This window comes from Stenotrophomonas sp. SMYL86, from assembly GCF_036320025.1.
In the GTDB taxonomy this organism is placed as follows: Bacteria; Pseudomonadota; Gammaproteobacteria; order Xanthomonadales; family Xanthomonadaceae; genus Stenotrophomonas; species Stenotrophomonas maltophilia_A.
The window spans coordinates 1-22,537 of the sequence record NZ_JAWIRU010000012.1 but is presented as its reverse complement, the minus strand read 5'-3'; the positions used below and the strand labels follow the sequence as shown (position 1 = coordinate 22,537).

Below are 22,537 nucleotides of genomic sequence, written 5' to 3'. Positions count from 1 at the left end.
AATTCTTGCAGGAGAGAGCAGGGGATGAAGGCTTACAGCATCAAGCGGGCGGCGTTGTGCGTCGCCCTTGGGGCGTGTCTGGGCATGATCGCGCCCAGCGCATTCGCACAGGATGGTTCGGTGGTTGGCCGGCTGGTCACCGATTCGGGCCAGCGCCTGGACGCCGCCACGGTAACCGTGCGCAATCCGGCTACCGGTTTCTCGCGTTCGGTGAAGGCCGACGCCAACGGCAGCTACCGCATTCCACAGTTGCCGGTAGGCACCTATACGCTGGAGGTCGCGGTGGCTGGCGGTACGCCGGCGCAGGTGGGTGAAGTGACGGTGTCGCTTGGCAACGCCACAACGGTCAATGTGCCCGTCTCTGGCATCAGCACGCTGGGTGCCGTGCAGGTGCGCGCGCCACAGGTCATCTCGATGGTCGACGTGACCTCCACCGATTCGTCCATGAACCTCAGCCGCCAGGACATCGAGCGGCTGCCGGTCGACCAGGACCTGAAATCGGTGGCGATGCTGGCCCCGGGCGTGGTCTCGGGCAAAGGCTCGCTGGGTGCGCAGGGCATCTCCTTCGGTGGTTCGTCGGTGGCCGAGAACGCGGTCTACATCGATGGCCTGAACGTGACCGACTTCTACAACCGCGTCGGCTTCTCATCGGCGCCGTTCGCGTTCTTCCAGGAATTCCAGGTGAAGACCGGTGGCTACTCGGTGGAGTTCGGCCGTACCACCGGCGGCGTGATCAACGCTGCGACGCGCTCGGGCAGCAACGATTTCCACGCTGGCGTCGAGTACACCTTCGAGCCGCGTGCCTGGCAGTCCAGCAAGAACGATCACTACACCGCTGACGGCACGCCGTACATCATCGGCAGCCAGGACAAGCACACCACCAACCGGCTCAACGTGTGGGGTTCGGGTGCACTGGTACAGGACCGCCTGTTCTTCTTCGGCATGTACGAGATCCGCGACAACCGCGCCCAGTACACCAACAACGATGGCAACGTCTTCAACCAGGGCAGCACCGACGATCCGTTCTGGGGCGGCAAGCTGGACTGGCAGATCAACGACAACCACCGCCTGTCGCTGATGGGGTTCTCGGACAAGGACAACTGGGCCTACGACGTCTACGGCTTCGACCTGGCCAAGGGCGAGCCCACTGCCAAGACCAACGAGATCTACACCACCAATGGCGGCAAGAACTGGGCCGCGTCCTACAACGGCCAACTCACCGAAGGCCTGTCGGTGCGTGCGATGTACGGCAAGAACCAGCGCTATGCCTCGCAGCGCAGCATGACCGACCTGGAATGCAATCGTGTGGTGGCCGAGAGCGGACTGGCTCCGGCAGGCGTACCGCTGGGCTGCACCACCAACTCCACCGTGCAGTCGCGCGTGGATGACCGCGAGCAGGCGCGCCTGGATTTCGAGTGGCAGCTGGGCGCCCATCTGCTGCGCTTCGGTGTGGATCACGAGAAGAACGTGTCCACCTATGACCGCTATTATCCGGGCCCCGGTGCGTTCTACTACAACGTCTACAAGACCACTCCGGGTTCGATCCTGGAGAACGGCGGCGTGGTACCAGCGGGCACTACCGCCTACGTGCGCGCGCGGCGCAATGAAGTAGGGGGGGAGTTCGAGAGCACCAATTCGGCGTACTACTTGGAAGACAACTGGTCGGTCACCGACAACCTGCTGCTGAACCTCGGCATCCGCATGGAGACCTTCGACAACAAGGATGCCGAAGGTCGCAGCTACATCAAGATGGACAACATGTGGGCGCCGCGTGCCGGCTTCGCCTGGGACATCAAGGGCGATGGCGCGATGAAGCTGTTCGGCAACATCGGCCGCTACTACCTGCCGGTGGCCAACGTGATTAACATCAAACAGGCCGGTGGGCTGCTTGATGAGCGCACCTATTACGCTTTCAACGGCTGGGACATCCGTGAGATCAATGGCAGCCGCTATGCCGTGCCGCGCACCGGTGCGCAGATCGGGCCGGTGGACAACTCGCAGGGGGATGGCACCGTGGGTGACCTGCGCTCGGAAGTGGACCGTGACATGGATCCGGTCTACCAGGATGAACTGATCCTGGGCTTCCAGCAGATGCTCAACGAGCGTTGGTCCTATGGGGTGCGTGGCATCTACCGCAAGCTGCACAACGCCATCGATGACATGCACATCACGGCCAGCGCGCAGTGCGGCAATGCCGAAGTGGGCTGGGTGATGGCCAACCCGGGCAGGAAGGTCACCGTGTGGGGTGATACCAACTGCGACGGTGTCTCCGATGGCTGGTTGACCGTGGACACCAGCAAGGAGGGCTTCGCCCAGTACGACGACAAGGGCAACTACATCGGCCAGATCGGTTGGGACAAGCCGCGTCGCGACTACAAGGCGCTGGAACTGCAGCTGGACCGTGGCTGGGACGGCACGTGGGCGATGAATGCCTCGTACACGCTGGCCTACGGGCGCGGCAACGCCGAAGGCCCGGTCAACTCCGATACCGACTTTGCCGATACCGGCCGCACCGAGAACTTCGATGATCCGTGGGTCAACCGAGGGGGCTACGGCTACCTGGCCAATGATCGTCGCCATCAGTTGAAGCTGCGCGGCAGCTACGCGATCACCGAGAACCTGCTGGTCGGTGCCACCCTTGACGCCCGCTCCGGCGGTCCGATCACGGGGTTTGGCGTGGGTAACCCCAGCGGCAATACCAAGCCCTTCCACAGCTACTACATCTGCGTGCAGAACTGCACCTCCAGTGTTCCTTCCGAGCGCGTCTACGAGCATTCCCCGCGCGGAGGCTACGGGCGCATGCCGTGGACCTACGAACTGGGTGCGAACATCACCTGGAACAAGCAGTTCGGCGAGGCCGACCTGAAGGTCAAGCTGTCCATCTACAACCTGACCAACCAGCAGAAGAAGATGTCGGTGGACCAGGAGAAGGAAAACGCCATTGGTCACATCAGCGATACCTTCCTGTGGCCGACCAGCTTCCAGTCGCCGCGCTATGCGCAGCTGACCGTAAGCCTGAGCTACTGAGGCACCCTCCCGCGCCATCCCGATGGGTGGCGCGGGGGCTGGGTCATACCCCGTGAGGAACGCCCATGCATTCCCTGCTGATCCTCGCAGCGGCACTGGCCGCACCCTCCGCTTCGGCGGTCGATACCGCATCCATCGATGCCGATGTCGCCGCCGTGGTCCGGGCCGAGAATCTCCCCGGGCTGGCCATGGCAGTAGTCGAGAACGGGCGCGTGGTCTATCGCCATGCGGAAGGGGCGCGCGGTGATGGGGCCCGCATTGACGAGGACACGCTGTTCAAGATCGCCTCCAACAGCAAGGCGATGACCGCGGCGCTGCTGGCGAGGCTGGTGCAACAGGGCAAGCTGCGCTGGGATGACCCGGTGCGGCGGCACCTGCCCGGTTTCCGCATGCATGACGCATGGGTGGGCCAGCAGATGCAGGTGCGCGACCTGCTGATCCACAACAGCGGCCTCGGCCTGGGTGCCGGCGACCTGATGCTGTGGCCGGAACCGAACACGTTCACCCGCGCCGACATCATTGCCGGACTGGCGCACTTGAAGCCGGTCAGCAGCTTCCGCAGCCACTATGCCTACGACAACCTGATGTACGTGGTGGCCGGCGAAGTGGCCGCTGCGGCGGGTGGCAAATCGTACGACCCGTTGATGCGCGAGCAGGTGTTTGAACCACTCGGCATGACGCGCTGCCAGGTGGGGGCCTGGTCGGTGAAGCGCGTAGGCAACGTCGCGCAGCCACATGCCTGGCGTCGTGATCGCAATGAGGTGGTGAACGCTGACGGTGCCATCAGCCCGGACCTGCCGTCCATGGCTGCCGGAGGCATCCGCTGTTCGCTGCGCGACATGACGCGCTGGATGCAGGTACTGCTTGATCCTGCCGTGGTGCCGGATTGGTTGGACAGTGAACAGCGCCGCACGTTGTGGACATTACACATGCCGATGCCGCTGGGTGAGCGCCAGCGGCGCTGGGACAACGCGCATTTTTACGGCTACGGCTATGGCTGGCGCGTTTCTGACATGGATGGGCAGTGGAAGGTGGCACACACCGGCACGCTGTCAGGGATGTACTCGTCGCTGGCGCTGCTGCCCGACCGCAAGGTGGGTGTGGTGATGCTGATCAATGGCGAAGGCGAGGATGCGCGTACCGCGTTGATGCAGGCCGCGCTGAAGCGCTTCACCGCAGCGGACGATGCGCGGCCTGCGATGGAGTACCTGGCCGAATTGAAGGCAGACCAGGCAACGCGGGCGGCGACCGGCCATCCGCGGCCGTCCACCGTTGCGGCGCAGGAGACGAGCCGCACGGATCTGCCGCACTGGCAGGGCCGTTACCGCGATCCGTGGCTGGGCCCGGCCTCACTGTGCCCGGGCGCGGATGGCCTGCGCTTCAGCGTGGACAAGTCGCCCCGGCTGCAGGCCACGGTGCTGCAGTTGCAGGGGCGTTGGCTGCTGCGCTGGGATACGCTGGGCGAAGACGCACAGGCCTGGCTGCAGCCCGGTGACGGTGCGCCGCCCACACTGGACCTGCGTGCCATCGACCCGGACATCGACTTCAGCTATGACTTCCAGGACCTGCATTTCACTCGTACTGGCGACTGCCCTGGCAGCGAGCGCCAGCGCCGCTGAGCCGCCGCGTGTTTCGCCGGCCACCGATGCCGCCAGCGCCGGATTCGTGGAGATCCGCACGTTGTCGCCAGGCATCGAGATGGACATCCGCTACGCCGGCGCCAACAACTTCACCGGCGCGCGCGTGCCGGGTTACGAGGCGCCGTCCTGTTACCTGCTGGCGCCGGTGGCGAAGGCACTGGCACAGGTGGAACAGGACCTGCGCGCGGATGGCTTTGGCCTGCGCCTCTACGACTGCTACCGGCCGGTGCGTTCGGTGCAGGCCTTCATGGCCTGGGTGAACGATCCGCGCGAGCGCTCGCGCAAGGCTTTGCAGTACCCGGATCTGGACAAGCCACGGCTGCTGGCCGACGGCTACATCGCCGAGCGCTCCGGCCACAGTCGCGGTGCCACGGTGGATCTGGGGCTGCTGGATTGCGGCAGTGGTGCATGTACGCCACTGGACATGGGGACGGATTTCGATTTCTTCGGGCCACGCGCGCATACGCAGACGAGCGGGCTGAGCGCTGCGCAGCAGGCGAACCGCAAGCAGCTGGTGCAGGCGATGGCACGCCGTGGTTTCGTCAACTATCCGCAGGAGTGGTGGCACTACACCCTGCAGCCCGAACCGGACCCGGGCACCGCATACGACGTCCCCGTGCGGTAGGGACATCGGCAGAGGGGCGCTGCTGTTGGTAGGTGTCGACCTTGGTCGACACGGTAGATCCACACCATGCGTGGATGCTCTTCGTTCAATCATCGGAGTATTCGATTTCGATGGGGATTCATCCACGCATGGCGTGGATCTACCGGGGCTACCGGATTGGGTCCGAGGCAGATCCCTTACACTGGCCGCCATCCCACCGTTGCCCACCCGATGAACCTTCCCCTGCACTTCGGCCTGCTCGGTACCCTCGAAGCGGGCGCCATCGCCCTGCTGGTCGGGCTGCTGGTGTACTTCCTGTGGTCGCAGCTGTGCCGGCTCCTGCACTGGACGGTTGGCCACGCGATCGGCTGGTCCTGCGTCATCGCCGTGATCATCTCCGCCGGCATCGATGCCTGGAAGCTGTTCTACATGGGCATCGTGCGTCTGGAGTCGCCCCTGTATGCGCGCCTTTTCCTCGCCACCATCCACGATCCGAACGAACTCGGCAGCCGCGTGGTGCTGGAAATCGCCGGTGCGCTCGCCGGTGTTGCCCTCGGCTGGGTGGTGTTCAGTTCGCGGTCATCGGCTCAGAACGTCGACTGACGCAGGTTTTTCGTTGGTTGCCGGTTAAATCCAGCAGCGCTGAATGCGCATCTTATGAGCTGCTCACTTGCTGCTAACCACCGCGCTAAAGCATGCGTGGAGGTGAGTGGTTAATCGTGCGTGTTGACGCCGGTCGCGGGGCAAAATCGATTCAGAAACGCGGTGGCAGGGTAGGTGCCGTGCGGAAACAACACGCCGCGCAACACCACCCAATTGGTAGGAGACACCCCTGATGACTATTCGCAACCGCAAGCCCCTGATCGCCCTGATCGTCGCCGCCGGCAGCGTGCTGGCCATTCCGGCGATGGCCCAGTCGGCCAAGCAGCAGGCCGCGCAGGCACAGAATGAGGCCGCGCAGGCGCAGCAGTCGGCGGCACAGGCAGGGCAGGCGGCTGACCAGGCGACCAACGCGGCCGCAGCGGCTTCGGCACAGGCCAATGGCGGTGGCCAGACCTGGGCCAGCATCGATACCGATGGCAACGGCACCATCAGCAAGACCGAGGCGCAGGTGAACGCAGGCCTCGCTCAGGTGTTCGACCAGGCCGATACCAACAAGGACGGCGAGCTGAGCGCCGACGAGTACAAGGCCTACGTGGCCGCCCAGCAGGCCGGTGCAGGTGCCGGCGCGGCGCAGGGCCGCTGATCCACGCCTGATTCGGGAAGACCGGTGCATGGGGACCCGGGCGGCTGCGGCCGCCCGGGTTTTTATCGTCACCAGCACCCCTGTATCCTTGTGCGATGAACACCCCCACGCCTGCGCCGTCGCGCGCCATCGGCCTGGTCGGTTTTGACGGTGACGATACGCTGTGGAAGAGCGAGGACTACTACCGCAAGGCCGAGCAGGATTATCTTGACCTGCTGTCGCGCTACGTCGACGTGCATGACACGCAGACCGCGCGCCACCTGCTGGAAGTGCAGCAGCGCCACCTGGGCACCTTCGGTTACGGCGTGAAGAGCATGACGCTGTCGATGATCGAAGCGGCCATCGACATCACCGGCCAGCGCATCGAGGCCAAGGACATCCAGCGCATCCTGGACATCGGCCACGACACCCTGCGCCACCCGGTCGAACTGATCGACGGTGTGCGCGAAGCGGTGGCGGCGATCGCCGAGCACTACCCGGTGGTGCTGATCACCAAGGGCGACCTGTTCCACCAGGAAGCCAAGATCAAGGTCGCCAACCTGGCCGAGTTGTTCCCGCGCATCGAGATCGTCTCCGAGAAGGACCCGGAAACCTACGCCCGTGTGCTGGCCGAGTTCGACCTGCCGATGCAGCGCTTCGTGATGGTCGGCAACTCGCTGCGCTCGGACATCGAGCCGGTGGTGACCCTGGGCGGCTGGGGCGTGCATACCCCGTATGCAGTGACCTGGGCCCACGAGACCCAGCACGGCGTGGCCGACGACGAACCGCGCATGGTCACTGCCGATACCGCCCATGATTGGCCGGCCGCACTGGCCGCGATCGAGGCCAAGGCCTCGGCGGCGGCCTGACAGGACCCGGCGGCTGCGGCAGAATCGGGGCATGAACGTCCGAGTGCGCGCGCTGTTGTTGTCCCTGCTGCTGGTGCCGGCCACCGTGCTGGCCCAGCAGACCGCCGAACGTTCGGCGGCCTACACGGTGGAAACCGGTGACCGCTGGGTCGATGCCCAGCTGCAGGACATCAACCACTACGCCGAACGCTACCCCGACGCCTTCCTCGACGAAGTGTCGCGCTATGCCGAGGTGCCGCGCGGTTACATCAGCGCGCTGTTCACCACCCATGGCTGGCAGGCCGGGGATATCTACTTCGCCTGCTTCTGGGCCAAGGCCAGCGGCCAGACCTGCCGCGACAGCGTGCGCGCCTTCAGCCAGGACCCGGAGGGCGGCTGGGAGGCGGTGGTGAAGCGCATGCCGGCCAAGCCGGACAACCTGCATTACCGCGCCGTGCGCCATGCCATCGTGGCCAGCTACCAGCACTGGGACCGGCCGATCACCCTGGATGCCACCCTGAGGCGCCAGCTCAAGCGGTAGTGGGGGGCGGGGGGGGGGGGGGGGGGCGGCGCCGGGCTCCCGCGGTTGGGGGGGCGGGGGCGGGGGGACCGGGTCCGTGATGCACCCCTGAGCCCCCAGATCTCCCTGTTGCCCGGGCCGCGGCCCGGCAACTGCATCATTCCAGGCATCCCGAGTTTGCCGGCCAGCGGCCGGCACTACCGATTTCCTTCATGTTGCTCTGCATATCGCCGCGGCCCCGCGCTCCGGCGACAATACGGGTTCGAGCTGTTCCCCGTTCCCGTAATCGAGTGACTGATGAGCTCCTCTTTCGTTTCGCCTGATGTGATCCGCCGCCTGTTCGCGCAGGCCATGTCCCGCATGTACCGCACCGAAGTGCCGCTGTACGGCACGCTGGTGGAACTGGTGGAGCGGATCAACGCGCAGGTGCTTGACCAGGACCCTGCGCTGGCCGCGCAGCTGCAGCGCAACGACGAGCGCGCGCGCCTGGATGAAGAGCGCCACGGCGCGATCCGGGTCGGCACCGTGCAGGAACTGGCCACGCTGCGCCGCCTGTTCGCGGTGATGGGCATGTACCCGGTCGGCTACTACGACCTGTCCGTGGCCGGTGTGCCGGTGCATTCCACCGCGTTCCGCCCGCTGACTGGTGCCGCACTGGCGCAGAACCCGTTCCGCGTGTTCACCTCGCTGCTGCGCCTGGAGCTGATCGAAGACGAAGCGCTGCGTGCCGAATCGGCAAAGATCCTTGCACGTCGCCGCATCTTCACCGAGGGCGCGCTGGCGCTGATCGAGCAGGCCGAGCGTGACGGCGGGCTGTCGCAGGCCGATGCCGAGCGCTTCGTCGATGAAGCACTGGAAACCTTCCGCTGGCACGGCGATGCCACCGTCGATCTGCCGACCTACCACGCGCTGCACAACGCGCATCGGCTGGTGGCCGACGTGGTCAGTTTCCGTGGCCCGCACATCAACCACCTGACCCCGCGCACGCTGGATATCGACGCGGCGCAGGCGGCGATGATCGAGCATGGCATGGCGGCCAAGGCGGTGATCGAAGGCCCGCCGCGCCGTGCCTGCCCGATCCTGCTGCGGCAGACCAGTTTCAAGGCACTGGAAGAAGCCGTGCATTTCCCGGACAGTGAGGGTGGTGATGCCGGCACCCACACAGCGCGCTTCGGCGAGATCGAACAGCGTGGCCTTGCGCTGACCCCGAAGGGCCGCGCGCTGTACGACCAGCTGCTTTCGCAGGCCCGTGATGCCGGTGGCGAAGGCAGCACCGGCGGCGACTACGGCCAGCGCCTGCAGGCGGTGTTCGCCAGCTTCCCGGATGACCATGACACGCTGCGCCAGGAAGGCCTGGGCTATTACCGCTACCAGCTGACCGATGCCGGCCGCGCCGCGCCGGAGCGCGTGGCCGATCTGCCGGCTGAAGTGCTGGTGGCCGCAGGCCTGGCCACGGCCGACCCGATCGTCTACGAGGATTTCCTGCCGGTCAGTGCCGCGGGCATCTTCCAGTCGAACCTGGGCGGTGAAGAACAGCGTGCCTATGCCGCGCATGCCAACCGCGAGGCCTTCGAGCAGGCGCTGGGCGTGGCGGTGAATGACGAGTTCGAGATCTACGAGCGGCTGCAGGCCGAATCGTTGGCGAGCCTGCGCACCGCGTGAAGGTAGAGCCGGCCGCTGGCCGGCTGTTTTGGGAAGCCGGCCAGCGGCCCCCCCCCCCCCCCCGGCCCCCCCCCCCCCCCCCCGGGGGGGGGGGGCGCCCCCCCCCCCCCCCCCCCCGGCTCTACCCGATGTCCGTGCCTGGGGTCATGGCGCTGCCCTCTGTAGAGCCGAGCCATGCTCGGCTGCCGAGAAAAGCAGTCGAGCATGGCTCGACTCTACAAAAGCGGGTCTCAGCCCTTCATCGTGCCGGTATCCAGCCAACGCTGGTGCCACGACAGCGCTTCCGGCAGCAGGTGCGGGGTGTGCTTGCCGTAGCTCTCGCGGCTGGCGCGGTCGAAGTAGTCCTGCAGCTGCGGGCGGAAATCCGGGTGCGCGCAGTTGTCGATCAGCACCTGCGCACGCTTGCGCGGGGTCAGGCCACGCAGGTCGGCCAAGCCCTGTTCGGTGACGATCACCGACACGTCGTGTTCGGTGTGGTCGACATGGCTGGCCATCGGCACGATCGCCGAGATGGTGCCGTTCTTCGCGGTGGACGGGCTCAGGAACGCCGACAGGAAACCGTTGCGGGCAAAGTCACCGGAACCGCCGATGCCGTTCATGATCCGCGTGCCCATCACGTGCGTCGAATTGACGTTGCCGTAGATGTCCACCTCGATCATGCCGTTCATGCCGATGCAGCCGAGGCGGCGCACCAGTTCCGGATGGTTGGAGATCTCCTGCGTGCGCATGATGATGCGCTCGCGGTAGAAATCGATGTTCTCCTTGAACGTCTCGTTGGCCTGCGGGCTCAGCGCGAAGCCGGTGCACGAGGCATAGCTCAGCACGCCGTCGCGCAGCAGGTCGAGCATGCCGTCCTGGATCACTTCGGTGAACGCGGCCAGGTCGCGGAAGCCGCTCTTGGCCAGGCCGGCCAGCACCGCGTTCGGAATATTGCCCACGCCCGACTGCAGCGGCAGCAGGTTCGGCGGCAGACGGCCCTTCTTCACTTCATGCTTGAGGAACTCGATCAGGTGCGAAGCGATCTGCTCGCTGGTCGCATCGATCGGGCTGAACGGGCTGTTGCGGTCCGGGCCGTTGGTACGCACCACGGCCACGATCTTGTCCGGGTCGCAGCGCAGCGCGGTGTCGCCGATACGGTCGTTGGCGTTCACCAGCGGAATCGGCTTGCGGTGAGGCGGCAGCGCGGTGCCGTAGTAGATGTCATGCATGCCGTCGACGCCGGCCGGCTGCCATTCGTTGACCTCGACGATCACCTTCTTGGCCAGGTCCAGCCAGGTCTTGTTGTTGCCGACCGAGGTGGAGGGCACCAGCGAACCGTCTTCGCGGATGGCCGAGACTTCGATCACGGCGGTATCGATCTCGCCATAGAAACCGAACCACACGTGCTGGGCCACGTGGCTGAGGTGGATGTCGATGTAATCCAGCTTGCCCTCGTTGATGCGGTTGCGCGCATCCGGGTCGCTCTGGAACGGCATGCGCATGGCGATGCCATCGGCCTTGGCCAGCGCGCCATCGAGTTCCGGCGCGGTGGAGGCGCCAGTCATCAGGCTGATCTGGAAGGGCTGGCCCTGGGCATGCACCGCTTCGATGCGGCGGGCCAGTTCGACGGGAACGGCCTTGGGATACCCGGAGCCGGTAAAGCCGCTCATGGCCACGGTTTCACCGGGCTGGATCAGCGCGGCTGCGGCCTCTGCGGAGACCACGCGGTCACGAAGACGCGCGTTGGCGATGCGATCAACAGACATGACGACACGTGTTGCTGGGGGGAATTCCGATTATCGGCCATCCTCATCCGTACGGGGGGTTCTACCTTCGTGGAATGGCTTTTCCCGCAGGGGTCACCCAAACCCGCCGGTTTTGTTTTGCAGTGCAGCGTGCAAAGTGCTTTCGCAGCCCGCACGATGGACCTGCATCCCGACGTGGGGGAGGGAGCAGAGCCCGCTGGCAGTTCGCTGCAAGCGGGCTTTTTTATTGCCTGTCGTCCAGTATGAATACGCGGTCTCCATTATCGGTAGTGGCGGGGGGGGGGGGGGGGCCCCCCCCCCCCACCCCCCCCCCCCCCGCCGCCCCCCCCCCCCCCCGCCGGCCGCTGGCCGGCAACCCCAGTAACCTTCGGCAGGATCATCGGATCTGCCGGCCAGCGGCCGGCACTACCGGGTCCGTTGCGTCCCGGCCGGGTCGATACAATCAGCCCATGACCCTCGCCCCCGCCGATCTGCCCACCTCCCTGCAGCCCCTCGTCGACCGCGCGCTGGCGCGCCTGGCCCAGGCCCTGCCCGAGCCCGTTCCTGCCGAGCTGCTGCCGCTGCTGACCCGGCTGGCGGTGGCCAGCGACTTCGCGCTGGACACCCTGGTGCGGCAACCGGCGCTGCTGGCACAGCTGGCCGCCCCCGGCTGCCCGCCGATCCCGGCGCCGATGCTCGATCCGCTGCAGCCCAGCGACTGGCCGGCGCAGATCCGGCGCTGGCGCACGGCAATGTCCACACGGCTGATCTGGCGCGATCTGACCGGTTTGGACGACGTGGCGCAGACCCTCGCTGGCGCCACCACCTTGGCCGAGGACTGCCTGCGGCTGGCACTGGACGCCCTGCAGCAGGAATTCGCCCAGCGCCACGGCGTCATCGCTGATGAACATGGCACGCCGCAGCAGCTGGTGGTGTTCGGCCTTGGCAAGCTGGGCGGTGGCGAGCTCAACTTCAGTTCCGATGTGGACCTGGTCTACGCCTATCCGCAGGGAGGTGAATCCGATGGACCGCGTCCGTTGGCGGCGGAAGAATATTTCGCCCGTCTCGGCCAGCGCCTGGCCAAGCTGCTGGACGAAACCACCGTTGATGGTTTCAGCCACCGCGTCGACCTGCGCCTGCGCCCGTTCGGCAGCGCCGGTCGGGTTGCGCTGTCGTTCGCGGCGATGGACCAGTATTTCCAGCGTGAGGGCCGCGACTGGGAACGCTATGCCTGGCTGAAGGCGCGCGCGGTGGCCGGCGATATCGAGGCCGGTGAGGCGTGGCTGCAGACCCTGCGCCCGTTCGTGTACCGCCGCTACCTGGATTTCACCGCGCTAGACGGCCTGCGCGAAATGAAGGCGGCCATCACCGCTGAAGTCGCACGCCGCGAATTGCACGACGACATCAAGCGCGGTGCCGGTGGCATCCGCGAAATCGAATTCCTGTGCCAGGCGCTGCAGCTGATCCGCGGTGGTCGTGAACCGGCATTGCGCGAGCGTCGGCTGCTGGTGGCGCTGGACGCACTGGTGGCCGCCGGGCAGATCGCGCCCGAGGACGGCAGTGCGCTGCGCGAGGCCTACCTGTTCCTGCGCCGGCTGGAAAACCGCCTGCAGATGCTGCGTGACGCGCAGACCCATGTGCTGCCCAGCGACGCCCTTGACCGCGAACGCATCGCTGTTGGGCTCGGCTACCCGGACTGGGAGGTGCTGCGCGCGGCACTGGCCGTGCAGCAGCAGCGGGTCAGTACCGAATTCGCCGCGTTGCTGGCACCGCGCAAGGGCCAGGCCGCGCCCGATGCGCTGGCCAACTACTGGCGCAGCCTGCCCGAAGGCAGCAACGCACCGCTGCTGGCCGAAGCCGGTTTCCTCGATGCCAACGGCGCTGACCAGTCGCTGCGCGACTTCGCCCAGGGCACCGGCGTGAAGTCGTTGTCCGATGCCGCGCGTGCGCGGCTGGATCGCGTGCTGCCCGCGCTGCTGCATGCGGCCACGCGTTCGCCGCAGCCGGATGCCGCGCTCAAGCGCGTGCTCGGCCTGCTGCAGGCGGTGCTGCGCCGGACGAGCTATCTCGCCTTGCTGGACGAACAGCCCAGCGCACTGGCGCGGTTGGTCGATGTGCTGGCGCGTAGCGCGCTGCTGGCCGAGCGCCTGGCGGCGTATCCGCTGCTGTTGGACGAGCTGCTGGACGTACGCGTGTCCGGCCCGATGCCCGACTTCGCCGGCATGCTGGCCGAATGCCAGCAGGTACTGGCAGTGGAGGATCCCGAATCCGCACTGCGCTGGCTCAATGAAACGCGGCTGGCACTCAGCTTCCGCATGGCGATGGCCACGCTGGATGGCCGCCAGGGCGCGGTCGACAGCACGCGGCAACTGGCCGAGCTGGCGCAGGCGGTGGTAGTCACCGTGTTGGCGATGGCCGAAGCGGACATGCATGCCGCGCACGGCGAGATTCCCGGCGGGCGTTTCGCGATCATCGGCTACGGCAGCCTTGGTGGGCTTGAACTGGGCTTCGGTTCCGACCTGGACCTGGTGTTCCTGCACGACAACCCGGCCGGCGTGGATGCCAGCGATGGCGCGCGTCCGCTGGAGCCGGGGCGCTGGTATGCGCGCCTCGCGCAGAAGGTGATGGCGCTGCTCGGTGCGGTGACCGCCGCCGGGCGCCTGTACGACATCGACGTGCGCCTGCGCCCGGATGGCGGCAAGGGTTCGCTGGTGTCTTCGTTGGCCAGTTACACCGAATACCAGCGCGAACGCGCGTGGACCTGGGAACACCAGGCGCTGGTGCGCGCGCGTGGCGTGGCTGGCGATGCCAGTCTGCTGGCCGACTTCGAGCAGGTGCGTGCGCAGACGCTTGGGCGTGAGCGCGACACGGGTGTGCTGTACGCGGACGTGCTGAAGATGCGTGGCCGCATGCGCACCGAACTGGACCGCAGCGATGCCGCGCGGCTGGACCTGAAGCAGGGCGCGGGTGGCGTGGTGGACCTGGAGTTCCTGCTGCAGACTGGCGTGTTGGCGCGTAGCGCCCGGCATGCAGCGCTGCTGCAGCCGCGCGATACGCCGTCATTGATCGATGCGTTGGCGGTTGCCGGTTTCCTGCCGGAAGACACGGCGCAGGCATTGCATGGAGCACATGCCACGCTGCTGGACGTGGGCCTGGCCTGCACCCTGGACCGGCGCCCGCGACTGGCACCGACCACGCCCGCGATTGAAGACGCGTGTGCCGCGATTACCGCCGCGTGCATCGCCGCGGAGCTGCCGTTCGCCTGAGTGGGTGCAAATGCTGCAACAACTTTGGGTGAGTACCGACCGTTGGTCGGCACCATCTGTCGGCAGCGATGGGTTCTGCAGGGCGTGCCGACCAACGGTCGGCACCCACCGGATCATTGGCCGGCGATGGCCTGCTGTTGGTAGATGCCAACCTTGGTTGGCATGAATGCAAAGCGCCAACCAAGGTTGGCGACTACCGGATCAATAGCCCGGCGATGACCCGCCGGATCAATGATCTGAGCATTGGCCTGCTGTTGGTAGGTGCCAACCTTGGTTGGCACAATCCGTCAGCGTTCATGACCCCGGCAACAGCGTGCCAACCAAGGTTGGCACCTACCAGAGCAACGGCGGTCAGCTGGTGGTGCGCAGCGGCGCCATCTTCCACAACAGCGCGCGGAACGGGGCCAGCAGGCAGACGCCGATCGCCAGCTTCACCGCCAGGTCGCCGGCAGCCCAGCTCACCCACGGCAGGGTCGAACCGGCAAACGCGATCGACCAGAAAATGGTGGTATCCACCGTCGCGCTGCAGGTGGTGGCCACCATCGGTGCGCGCCACCAGCTGCCACGGCGCAGGCGGTCGAACACGGTGATGTCCAGCAGCTGCGCCACGATGAAGGCCGAGCACGAGGCAATGGCGATGCGCGGGGTGGCCACCCAGATCGAAAGCAGCACCGCCACCGCGAAACCGATCCACGCCACGCGGCGGGCAGGGCCCGGGCCGAAGCGGCGGTTGATCAGGTTGCTGACCAGGAACGCGACCGGGTAACTGAAAGCACCCCAGGTCAGCCAATCGTTGATCGGGTACTGCACCAGCACGTTGGACAGCAGCACCACCGCGCCCATGGCCAGCACCGCCAGCACCAGGGCGCGGGCGGTCAACGGGGCAAACACAGGGGCAGGACGCACGGACATGGCGAGCCAGGGGGACAAAGGGGATCGCCCATTATCCGCCCGGCCCGCGGCAATGCCAAAACCGGCCGTTCAGCTTTACAGCGTTTCGCTCATCACATCGCCGGCGGCATAGGCGGTCGGCACATAGGCCAGCGCCTGGCCCTGCGCGCTCTTCACGGTCCAGCCGGCACCCGCGTCGGTCGGGTCGAAGCGCACCTGCTGGCCGACGACGAAACCGGCAATCGGGTCATCGCCTGCAGCCGCCGGCCATTGCAGCGTTGCGGTCTGGTCGGCCTTGCCGGGCACCTGCAGGTGCACCTGGCGATCACCGGCTGGCGTGGTGGCGACCTGCTTCACTTCCATCGGTGGCAGCGGCACCGCCGGCGTGCGTGCGGCGACCTTGCCGTTGCGCTCGCTGGCCTTGAACGGGGCCTTGGACAGTTCGGCCAGTCCCATCGACGTGGCCAACGGAATCGACAGCACGATCAGCGACGTGACCAGCACGCTGGTCTGGCCGCTGTTCAACTGCGGCGCGGCGCCGGCATGGACGGTGGGCACCACCAGCGCCGAAAGCAGCAGGGCAGTGGCGGGAACGCGCAGGCAACGGAACATGGAGACCTCCTGGTCAGGGTGGGGACGGCGGCTCAGCGCCGGGTATCGAAGATGTCGCGCGGGCCGGTGGCCTCGGGCAGGTATTCCAGCGGGCGGCCCTGGTTGTCCTTCAGCTGCCAGCCCTGGTCGGCGCCGGTCGGTTCGAAGTTCACGGTCTGGCCCACGGTGAACTGCACGGCGGGATCGCCGATGCCGCGCGGGTACTGCATCGATGCGGTGTTCTGCGGATCGTTGGCATCGCGCAGCAGCACTTCGCGGCGGCCATCCACGGTGGTGGCGATGGCGCTCACCTGCATCTGCGGCAGCTTGATCTGCTGCGGGCGGGCCAGCGGCTGGCCAGCGTCGGCGGCATCCTGGGCTTCCTTCGCCGCCGCCGCGCGGGCCGACGTCACCATCTGTGTGGACATCTCCAGGCTCGGTCCCTGCGGACCCGGGTCATGGATGATCACGATGCGGCGCTCTGCATGAGCGGCCGTGGACCAGGCCAGGCTTGCGACGATCAGCATCGGCATCAGGACGGCGGGCAGGGTACGCATGTCGTTCTCCTTGCTGGATTCAGGGCGTGGCGGCGGCAGCACCAGCTACCGGCACGTGAGGGATCACCAGTTCCTGCTGCAGCTGGCTGCGCTGGTGCAGGAAATCGAACACCGATTCCACCGTCACCACCGAATAGTTGCCGGAGATGCGTTCGCCGGCCGGATGGTCAGTGGTGGTGGCGTTGGCCACGAACAGGCGCGCACCCACGCGCTTGCCCAGGCCGATATGCAGCACGCTGGGCTGGTACTTCTGCTGGCGCAGCCACTGCTGGGCCTGTTCGCGCTTGACGATGGCCGGTGCGCCATCGGCCTGTGCCATCGCTGCTGCCAGCACTTCCAGCACCCACTGGTTGGAGTTCTGGTAGTCGGTGGCGAACGGGTAGGCGACCACGTTGTACCTGGTTTCGTGCAGCGCCTTGGGCTGGATCGAGGGCGAGACCAGCATCGCGCGCAGTGCTGCACGCAGCGGTGCCGACGGTACGCCGATGCGCAGGTCGGTATGGCCGCCGCTCTCGCCGACGAAGTTGCCCAGGCCTTCGTGGTACAGCTGCGAGCTGTCGGTCTTGCAGCGGTTGAGCAGGTGCATCGCGCGCCAGCGGCCATCGTCTTCGCGCAGCAGGAAGGCCAGATGGCTGTGGCGCAGGCCGTAGCGACTCAGGTCCTGGCCACCGCGCGCGGCCACCACCACGTCCACATCGGGCAGCGCGTCCAGGCGCTCAGCGGTGGTCCAGGCCACGTCCAGCATCGCCGCCTGCGCGGCCACGCTCGGGTAGCGCTCGCGGCATTCGGTGCTGTTGGCCCAGGCCGGTGCGGTCGCCAGCAGGCTGGCGATCAGCAGCGCGGCGCGCGGCAGGCGGGAGAAACGATCCATGTCGATACCTTCAACGGCGGGCAGGCCCGCGCGCCGATCATACGCTGCTCAGCGCAGGGGACGATCCACGCCCTTGCGCTGGAGCTCCTTGTCGCAGGCATCGCTGATCGGGGCCACCGGCAGCGGCGGGCGCTGGCCCTTCGGATCGCGCAGCGCCGGTTGTTCGCGGTACGCGTCCAGCTGCTGCTGGCATTGATACGAAATCGGATCCAGCTCGGTGGGCGTGGTGGAGCAGGCCGCGAGCAGGGCCAGGGGCAGCAGGAGCAGGGTACGCATGAAGACGTTCAGAGTGATGGGGGACGCTGGACTCTAACCGCGCAGCCGGATCGAAATGTTCAGAAAACGCTGGGCACCCGGGTAGTGGCGGGGGCGGGGCGGGCCCCCCCCGGGGGGGGGGCCGCGGGGGCGCCGGGCGCGGGCCCCGGCGCGCCCGCCGCCCAGGCGGCCGCTGGCCGGCAACGACAGGGTGTTCGGCAATGGGTACAGCGTTGCCGGCCAGCGGCCGGCACTACCGTGATGCCAGGCGCCGAGGATTGCCGGCCAGCGGCCGGCACTACCGCAATGCCAGGCGCTGTTTCACTTCTGCCGCCACCCGCGCGGTCTCGCGCAGCGGCTCGATACGGTCGTACTGCCAGTCCAGCCAGTGCGCCTGCAACCGCCCACGCTCGCGCAGCTGCTGCTGGAAGCGCGCCAAGCGGCCCTGCGCGGTATCGGCCAGCGCCACCATCACCGGCATGCGCGTGGCGCAGGCTTCAGACAGCAGGTTCACCGAATCGGGCGAGACCACCACGCGGTTGGCCCAGCCGAGCAGGCCGCCATAAGGATTCGTACCGTCGCCGCCGTCGCCCCAGATCACGTGCGGCAGGTCGGCGAACGTCGCGCGCAGGATCTCGGCCAAGGCCGGTGGCGTGCGCCGCGAAGTCGTGGCCAGCAGGCTGCCGCCCTCGCTGCGGATCTGCTCGGCCAACGCCTGGAACACGCCCACCATCGCGGTCTCGTCCCAGGGCGCCAGCGGTGTCGGCCCGCCCACCAGCAGCGCGGTGCGCGGGCCGGGCAGGGTACTGAAGCCGGCGAACGCGGCGCGGCCCCAGGCCAGCCAGTCATCGTCCACCGGATTGAGGCTGCCGAGCAGGGTCAGCACGTTGCTGCCACGCAGGGCATCGTGTTCGGGCACCACCACCATGTCCCAGTGGCGGGCATTGATGCGCGGGTCGAGGATCTGCACCACCTGGCTGCCACGTGCGCGCAGCACGCGCAGTGCGCCGGCGGCCTGACGGCCACAGCCGATCGCCAGCGGCGGTGCGTCCGCGGCCAGCGTCGCGAATGCCTCGCCATAGCCGTTCACATCACCGGGCAGCCGCCGCGGCGACAGCCAGCGCCAGGGTGCGCGGGGCTGCAGGACCAGCGGCCGATGGGTGCCCTGGCGCAGCGCAGAGGCCAGCGCGACCGCCTGGCGGACATTGCCCGCACGGCCGTCCGTGACCGTCCAGGGCGCGCTCGATCGTTTCACCTGTGGCATTAATTCGTTTCAGCCCTGCTGGGTGTTGCAACAGTCGCGACACTCTACACTGCGGCTCGTCGTTTCGCCCCGCGCCGCCCGCGGGCACTGACTTCCCTTAGCCGCCCTGGAGATCCACCGATGTCCCACGCGCTCGACGCTGCTGCCCTCGACCAGCTGTTCCGTACTGCCCGCACCCAGAACGCTTTCCTCGACAAGCCGGTCCCGGCCAGCCTGCTGCAGGAACTGTATGACCTGGTGAAGTGGGGCCCGACCGCCGCCAACACCACGCCGGCCCGTTTCGTCTTCGTCACCTCGAAGGAAGCCAAGGCCAAGCTGGCCCCGGCCCTGTCCGAAGGCAACCACGACAAGACCATGGCCGCCCCGGTCACCGTCATCATCGGCTTCGACCTGGACTTCCACGAGAAGCTGCCGTACCTGTTCCCGCACACCGATGCCAAGGCCTGGTTCGACGGCCCGCAGGAAGGCCGCCACGAAGCCGCCATCCGCAACGGCAGCCTGCAGGGCGCCTACCTGATCCTGGCCGCACGCGCGCTGGGCCTGGATGCCGGCCCGATGTCGGGCTTCGATGCAGCCAAGGTGGATGAAGCCTTCTTCGCCGGCACCTCCATCAAGTCGAATTTCCTGGTCAACCTGGGTTACGGTGACTCGGCGGGCCTGTTCCCGCGTCTGCCGCGCCTGTCGTTCGACGAAGCGGCGCGCATCGCGTAAGTCGCTGTATCGGTTTCGGGCCTGCCGTCCCGTGGCAGGCTCTTGCTGCACCGTGTACCCACCCTACGATCCGGAGAGTTCCTCAGATGAGCGCCACCCGTAAACTGCTGCTGCCGCTGGCCCTGACCCTGGCCATCGCCGCCTGCTCCAAGCCGGCCGACACCGCTGCCCCGTCTGCTGACGCTGCCGCCCCGGCCACCACCGAACAGGCTGCCACCCCGGCTGCCGATGCCGCTGCCGCTGCGCCGGCCGCCGAAGCGATCAAGATCGCCTCGGGCACCTACAAGCTGGACCCGACCCACACCGACGTGCTGGCCCAGTGGAGCCACTTCGGCTTCTCCAACCCGAGCGCGCACTTCGGAAACGTTGAAGGCACCCTGGTGTACAACGCCGAAGACGTGACCAAGTCCACCGTGGAAGTGAAGCTGCCGCTGAGCGGCCTGAACAGCTTCACCGCCAAGTTCGACGAGCACCTGAAGAGCGCCGACTTCTTTGACGCCTCCAAGTTCGCCGATGCCACCTTCAAGAGCACCAAGGTGGAAGCCGCTGGCACCAACAAGCTGACCGTCACCGGCGACCTGACCATCAAGGGCATCACCAAGCCGGTCACCCTGGACGTGACCGTCAACGGCGGCGGCGAGCACCCGATGGCCAAGGTTCCGGCCGCCGGCTTCGATGCCACCACCACCCTGAAGCGCAGCGATTTCGGCGTCGGCGCGTATGCTCCGAACGTCAGCGATGAAGTGAAGATCCGCATCACCACCGAAGCCACCGGCGAAAAGCCGGCCGCTTGATGCACCCCGCTCACTCGTCGTGAGAAGGCAGAAGGCCCGCTGAAAAGCGGGCCTTCTTTTTTGGGCGTGGGGGACGCCTTGGTAGATGCCAACCTTGGTTGGCACACGAGCACTCCGCAGGCCAACCGAGGTTGGCCACTACCGGTTCATGCAGGGCGGGAGAGTGCTTCGGTAGGTGCCAACCTTGGTTGGCACGCGAGCATTTCGCGGGCCAACCAAGGTTGGCCACTACCGGTTCATGCAGGGCCGGAGAGTGCTTTGGTAGGTGCCAACCTTGGTTGGCACACGAGCATTTCGCAGGCCAACCAAGGTTGGCCACTACCGGTTCATGCAGGGCCGGAGAGTGCTTTGGTAGGTGCCAACCTTGGTTGGCGCACGAGCATTTCGCAGGCCAACCAAGGTTGGCCACTACCGGTTCATGCAGGGCCGGAGAGTGCTTTGGTAGGTGCCAACCTTGGTTGGCACACGAGCACTCCGCGGGCCAACCAAGGTTGGCCACTACCGGGTACGCGTGTTCAGCGCAGCGCGCCCAACCATGCCACGCACGCTTCGCTCGGGCTCTGCTTGGCCTTCACCGCCAGCCCGCTCACGCGCACGAAGGTCTGCGCCGCCTGCGCCACGACCTGGCGTGCGATCAGCGCCGCCTGCTTGGTCGCGGCCTGCTGCTTGCGCAGCTGCACGATGTTGATCGAAGGCCGGCCCACCGGCGCGTACTTCTGGTCGCGGCGCAGCACATCGGCCACCTGCGCCACTTCGAATTCGGCCTGCAGGTAGCGGTGCTGTGCCTCCACCAGCTCACGCAGCGGTACGCGCAGGGCAGCGGTGTCGGCGAAGGCGGCCAGTGCCGCGTCGCAGGCGGCGTCATCGGCAAAGCGGGTACGCAGCGCATCCACGCTGGCCAGGGTCAGTTTGGCCATGTGGCCCTCGTTGCTGCAGGAAAGGAGCGCGATTGTCGCATTGCTTGGCGTGCTCCGGGCCGGGAGGCTTTCGCTTTGGTAGAGTCGACTGTCAGTCGACTGCTCTTGGCGCGATGCCGGAAACCTCCGCGCTGCGCGCGATAGTCGACTGACAGTCGACTCTACCTGGCTGGCATTTCAGGCGCAGCCGCATCCACGGAAGGAAGACCCATGCAGGACACGCAGTACTGGTTGAACGAATTCTGGACGGGCCTGAGCGTGCTCGATCTGCTGGGCGGCAGCCTGCTCGGTACGCTGCTTGGCCTGGTGCTGGGCATCTTCGCCTGGCGCTGGCTGCACCGCCGCGGTTGGCTCCAGCGGCGCAAGCGCTGGCATCACTGGCTGCTGGCCAGCTACGTGGTGCTGCTGCCGCTGGCCACCGCCTTCTTCGGCCTGCAGCTGGGCTTCACTGCTGGTGCGCACCGCGCGCTGTTCAAGCAGCTCGATCATTTCCAGCCGCACCTGCAGACCCTGGTGGAAGGCTGGAGCGAAGGCTTCACCGATTCGCTGGACGACCCGCGCATGCGCGAGGCATTGCGCAGCCAGGGCACGGTGGGCGATGTGGCCGACACCATCGCCTCGGCCTACCTCAGCGAACATCCGTTGCCCGGTCTTGATCGTCTTGGCAACGGCCCGTTGGCGCGCGGCACCGGTTGGGTGATCGGCAAAGTGCGCGAAGGCCTGCTGCGCGGCATGGTGGAAGACACGCTGGTGGACAAGGCCGGCACGCTCGGCCTGGAGCCCAAGGTGGTGCGCGAGGCGCTGACCATGCACGTCGATGAGCTGCTGCACACCCGTGGCGTGCTGCGGCTGGTGAAGGCGCAGATCAACGGCATGATGCCCGGCGTGTACTTCGGGCTGCTGTTGCCGTTGCTGATCATCGCGCTGCTGGTGGCGCTGGAGATCTGGGCCGCGCAGCGGTTCGGGTGGACGCGGCAGGTGGCGTCCAGCGCGGTAGTGCCGGCCGCTGGCCGGCAGCTGCAGGTTCATGCCGAAGGTTCATGAGGTTGCCGGCCAGCGGCCGGCACTACCCAGCCAGGCAAGAAGGTGCATGAGCGGCGGCGGAGTCTCTGTAGAGTCGAGATCCTATGTTCGTGGTCAAGCCTGCTGGAAGCAGGCTTGACCCACCTT

21 protein-coding genes are annotated in these 22,537 nt (G+C 67.0%); 12 read left to right on the top strand and 9 right to left on the bottom strand.

The genetic code is table 11. The features are described 5' to 3' along the window. The first annotated feature begins 24 nt into the window (after positions 1-24). The 8 genes from V3B64_RS13785 to V3B64_RS13750 all read left to right on the top strand — a co-directional run bounded on the left by V3B64_RS13785 (position 25) and on the right by V3B64_RS13750 (position 9,526). Positions 25-3,027, top strand: a complete 3,003-nt coding sequence (locus tag V3B64_RS13785; protein WP_329914287.1) for a TonB-dependent receptor — start codon at positions 25-27, stop codon at positions 3,025-3,027. 65 nt (positions 3,028-3,092) lie between these two features. Then, positions 3,093-4,646 carry a serine hydrolase domain-containing protein gene (locus tag V3B64_RS13780; RefSeq protein WP_329914286.1) on the top strand — a complete coding sequence of 518 codons (1,554 nt, stop codon included), beginning with the start codon at positions 3,093-3,095 and terminating at the stop codon, positions 4,644-4,646. Next, positions 4,579-5,292: a M15 family metallopeptidase gene (locus tag V3B64_RS13775; protein ID WP_329914285.1), complete on the top strand. Its 714-nt coding sequence runs from the start codon at positions 4,579-4,581 to the stop codon at positions 5,290-5,292. The genes V3B64_RS13780 and V3B64_RS13775 overlap by 68 nt, the downstream gene beginning before the upstream one ends. 210 nt (positions 5,293-5,502) lie before the next feature. Continuing rightward, positions 5,503-5,874 carry a hypothetical protein gene (locus tag V3B64_RS13770; protein WP_032968343.1) on the top strand — a complete coding sequence of 124 codons (372 nt, stop codon included), beginning with the start codon at positions 5,503-5,505 and terminating at the stop codon, positions 5,872-5,874. A gap of 232 nt (positions 5,875-6,106) precedes the next feature. Next, positions 6,107-6,517, top strand: coding sequence for an EF-hand domain-containing protein (locus V3B64_RS13765; RefSeq protein WP_004139214.1), 411 nt, complete (start codon positions 6,107-6,109; stop codon positions 6,515-6,517). A gap of 95 nt (positions 6,518-6,612) precedes the next feature. Continuing rightward, positions 6,613-7,365 carry an HAD family hydrolase gene (locus V3B64_RS13760; protein WP_032130030.1) on the top strand — a complete coding sequence of 251 codons (753 nt, stop codon included), beginning with the start codon at positions 6,613-6,615 and terminating at the stop codon, positions 7,363-7,365. A gap of 31 nt (positions 7,366-7,396) precedes the next feature. Then, positions 7,397-7,885 (top strand): hypothetical protein, encoded by a 489-nt coding sequence (locus V3B64_RS13755; protein ID WP_329914284.1) that lies wholly within the window; start codon positions 7,397-7,399, stop codon positions 7,883-7,885. A 276-nt stretch (positions 7,886-8,161) separates the two neighbouring features. Continuing rightward, entirely contained in the window at positions 8,162-9,526 is a 1,365-nt protein-coding gene (locus V3B64_RS13750) for a VOC family protein (RefSeq protein WP_329914283.1), read from the top strand. A gap of 230 nt (positions 9,527-9,756) precedes the next feature. On the opposite strand, the gene V3B64_RS13745 is transcribed toward V3B64_RS13750, so the two are convergent. Then, positions 9,757-11,271, bottom strand: coding sequence for an acetyl-CoA hydrolase/transferase family protein (locus V3B64_RS13745; protein ID WP_012509864.1), 1,515 nt, complete (start codon positions 11,269-11,271; stop codon positions 9,757-9,759). Positions 11,272-11,720: 449 nt separating this feature from the next. Between V3B64_RS13745 and glnE the strand changes: the two genes are divergently transcribed. Further along, positions 11,721-14,516, top strand: a complete 2,796-nt coding sequence (gene glnE / locus V3B64_RS13740) for a bifunctional [glutamate--ammonia ligase]-adenylyl-L-tyrosine phosphorylase/[glutamate--ammonia-ligase] adenylyltransferase (protein WP_329914282.1) — start codon at positions 11,721-11,723, stop codon at positions 14,514-14,516. Between the two features lie 113 nt (positions 14,517-14,629). On the opposite strand, the gene V3B64_RS13735 is transcribed toward glnE, so the two are convergent. From V3B64_RS13735 to V3B64_RS13705, 7 genes are all read right to left on the bottom strand, one after another. After that, a complete protein-coding gene (locus V3B64_RS13735) occupies positions 14,630-14,797 on the bottom strand; it encodes a hypothetical protein (protein WP_161785768.1) in 168 nt (55 codons plus the stop codon). Between the two features lie 70 nt (positions 14,798-14,867). Beyond that, positions 14,868-15,428: a queuosine precursor transporter gene (locus V3B64_RS13730; RefSeq protein ID WP_004139497.1), complete on the bottom strand. Its 561-nt coding sequence runs from the start codon at positions 15,426-15,428 to the stop codon at positions 14,868-14,870. 75 nt (positions 15,429-15,503) lie between these two features. After that, positions 15,504-16,019, bottom strand: a complete 516-nt coding sequence (locus V3B64_RS13725; RefSeq protein ID WP_004139500.1) for a hypothetical protein — start codon at positions 16,017-16,019, stop codon at positions 15,504-15,506. A 32-nt stretch (positions 16,020-16,051) separates the two neighbouring features. Continuing rightward, complete coding sequence (locus tag V3B64_RS13720) at positions 16,052-16,555, bottom strand: hypothetical protein (protein ID WP_004139502.1); 504 nt, start codon at positions 16,553-16,555, stop codon at positions 16,052-16,054. Positions 16,556-16,574: 19 nt separating this feature from the next. Beyond that, positions 16,575-17,426, bottom strand: coding sequence for a DUF2145 domain-containing protein (locus V3B64_RS13715; protein WP_329914281.1), 852 nt, complete (start codon positions 17,424-17,426; stop codon positions 16,575-16,577). A 48-nt stretch (positions 17,427-17,474) separates the two neighbouring features. After that, entirely contained in the window at positions 17,475-17,702 is a 228-nt protein-coding gene (locus tag V3B64_RS13710) for a hypothetical protein (RefSeq protein WP_004139505.1), read from the bottom strand. Positions 17,703-17,979: 277 nt separating this feature from the next. After that, on the bottom strand, positions 17,980-18,945 hold the full coding sequence (locus V3B64_RS13705; RefSeq protein WP_121504741.1) for a mitochondrial fission ELM1 family protein: 966 nt from the start codon (positions 18,943-18,945) through the stop codon (positions 17,980-17,982). Positions 18,946-19,065: 120 nt separating this feature from the next. On the opposite strand from V3B64_RS13705, the gene V3B64_RS13700 reads away from it, so the two are divergent. Then, a complete protein-coding gene (locus V3B64_RS13700) occupies positions 19,066-19,656 on the top strand; it encodes a malonic semialdehyde reductase (protein WP_004139510.1) in 591 nt (196 codons plus the stop codon). 86 nt (positions 19,657-19,742) lie between these two features. Further along, positions 19,743-20,450, top strand: a complete 708-nt coding sequence (locus tag V3B64_RS13695) for a YceI family protein (RefSeq protein ID WP_329914280.1) — start codon at positions 19,743-19,745, stop codon at positions 20,448-20,450. Positions 20,451-20,965: 515 nt separating this feature from the next. Here V3B64_RS13695 and V3B64_RS13690 read toward each other — a convergent pair. After that, positions 20,966-21,367, bottom strand: coding sequence for a hypothetical protein (locus tag V3B64_RS13690; protein ID WP_049462943.1), 402 nt, complete (start codon positions 21,365-21,367; stop codon positions 20,966-20,968). A 210-nt stretch (positions 21,368-21,577) separates the two neighbouring features. On the opposite strand from V3B64_RS13690, the gene V3B64_RS13685 reads away from it, so the two are divergent. After that, positions 21,578-22,411: a hypothetical protein gene (locus V3B64_RS13685; protein ID WP_329914279.1), complete on the top strand. Its 834-nt coding sequence runs from the start codon at positions 21,578-21,580 to the stop codon at positions 22,409-22,411. Positions 22,412-22,537 lie beyond the last annotated feature (126 nt).

Excerpts from the sequence above, each read along its gene's own strand:
- V3B64_RS13745 (WP_012509864.1), bottom strand. The coding sequence starts at position 11,271 with ATGTCTGTTGATCGCATCGCCAACGCGCGTCTTCGTGACCGCGTGGTC.
- V3B64_RS13725 (WP_004139500.1), bottom strand. The coding sequence starts at position 16,019 with ATGTTCCGTTGCCTGCGCGTTCCCGCCACTGCCCTGCTGCTTTCGGCG.
- V3B64_RS13710 (WP_004139505.1), bottom strand. The coding sequence starts at position 17,702 with ATGCGTACCCTGCTCCTGCTGCCCCTGGCCCTGCTCGCGGCCTGCTCC.
- V3B64_RS13765 (WP_004139214.1), top strand. The coding sequence starts at position 6,107 with ATGACTATTCGCAACCGCAAGCCCCTGATCGCCCTGATCGTCGCCGCC.
- V3B64_RS13770 (WP_032968343.1), top strand. The coding sequence starts at position 5,503 with ATGAACCTTCCCCTGCACTTCGGCCTGCTCGGTACCCTCGAAGCGGGC.
- V3B64_RS13775 (WP_329914285.1), top strand. The coding sequence starts at position 4,579 with ATGACTTCCAGGACCTGCATTTCACTCGTACTGGCGACTGCCCTGGCA.
- V3B64_RS13760 (WP_032130030.1), top strand. The coding sequence starts at position 6,613 with ATGAACACCCCCACGCCTGCGCCGTCGCGCGCCATCGGCCTGGTCGGT.
- V3B64_RS13685 (WP_329914279.1), top strand. The coding sequence starts at position 21,578 with ATGCAGGACACGCAGTACTGGTTGAACGAATTCTGGACGGGCCTGAGC.
- V3B64_RS13700 (WP_004139510.1), top strand. The coding sequence starts at position 19,066 with ATGTCCCACGCGCTCGACGCTGCTGCCCTCGACCAGCTGTTCCGTACT.
- V3B64_RS13690 (WP_049462943.1), bottom strand. The coding sequence starts at position 21,367 with ATGGCCAAACTGACCCTGGCCAGCGTGGATGCGCTGCGTACCCGCTTT.
- V3B64_RS13705 (WP_121504741.1), bottom strand. The coding sequence starts at position 18,945 with ATGCCACAGGTGAAACGATCGAGCGCGCCCTGGACGGTCACGGACGGC.
- V3B64_RS13695 (WP_329914280.1), top strand. The coding sequence starts at position 19,743 with ATGAGCGCCACCCGTAAACTGCTGCTGCCGCTGGCCCTGACCCTGGCC.
- glnE (WP_329914282.1), top strand. The coding sequence starts at position 11,721 with ATGACCCTCGCCCCCGCCGATCTGCCCACCTCCCTGCAGCCCCTCGTC.
- V3B64_RS13720 (WP_004139502.1), bottom strand. The coding sequence starts at position 16,555 with ATGCGTACCCTGCCCGCCGTCCTGATGCCGATGCTGATCGTCGCAAGC.
- V3B64_RS13780 (WP_329914286.1), top strand. The coding sequence starts at position 3,093 with ATGCATTCCCTGCTGATCCTCGCAGCGGCACTGGCCGCACCCTCCGCT.
- V3B64_RS13750 (WP_329914283.1), top strand. The coding sequence starts at position 8,162 with ATGAGCTCCTCTTTCGTTTCGCCTGATGTGATCCGCCGCCTGTTCGCG.
- V3B64_RS13730 (WP_004139497.1), bottom strand. The coding sequence starts at position 15,428 with ATGTCCGTGCGTCCTGCCCCTGTGTTTGCCCCGTTGACCGCCCGCGCC.
- V3B64_RS13715 (WP_329914281.1), bottom strand. The coding sequence starts at position 17,426 with ATGGATCGTTTCTCCCGCCTGCCGCGCGCCGCGCTGCTGATCGCCAGC.
- V3B64_RS13785 (WP_329914287.1), top strand. The coding sequence starts at position 25 with ATGAAGGCTTACAGCATCAAGCGGGCGGCGTTGTGCGTCGCCCTTGGG.
- V3B64_RS13755 (WP_329914284.1), top strand. The coding sequence starts at position 7,397 with ATGAACGTCCGAGTGCGCGCGCTGTTGTTGTCCCTGCTGCTGGTGCCG.